The sequence below is a fragment of the Pseudomonas sp. Pseusp88 genome, assembly GCF_047303955.1.
Lineage (GTDB): Bacteria > Pseudomonadota > Gammaproteobacteria > Pseudomonadales > Pseudomonadaceae > Aquipseudomonas.
The window spans coordinates 1-339 of record NZ_JBGLYM010000109.1 but is presented as its reverse complement, the minus strand read 5'-3'; the positions used below and the strand labels follow the sequence as shown (position 1 = coordinate 339).

At 62.2% G+C, this 339-nt stretch carries 1 protein-coding gene; it reads right to left on the bottom strand.

Going from position 1 to position 339, the window contains the following annotated elements; all coding sequences use genetic code 11:
- The coding region (locus tag ACCD02_RS32685; RefSeq protein ID WP_413310716.1) for a hypothetical protein at positions 1 to 339 on the bottom strand (339 nt) is incomplete at both ends.

Genomic DNA, 339 nt, shown 5'->3' with positions numbered 1-339 from the left:
CTGGTAGAACACATAGACAAAGCCGGGCCGGGCCAGCACCGGCGTGCCGTGATCGTCAGCGCTCTTGGCTCCGGGCAGCGAAACAAAGGGCAGCACCGGCACCAACTGATTCCACTGGGCGTCGACCTGGCGGGGTGTCACGCGCAGGTCCACGGGCAAGGGCAGGCGGATCGGCTCGCCCTCGATGGTGGCAATCTCCAGCCAGAGTTGGAGGTTGGGGTGGGAGTAGTAATTCCAGAGGTGCAGAACGCTGCTGCACAGCTCCCTGTTCATTTTGTCACGAGTGCCCTTGACCAGGTGATTGTCGGCCGTGTGTACCACCACTTTTTGCTCTGCCGG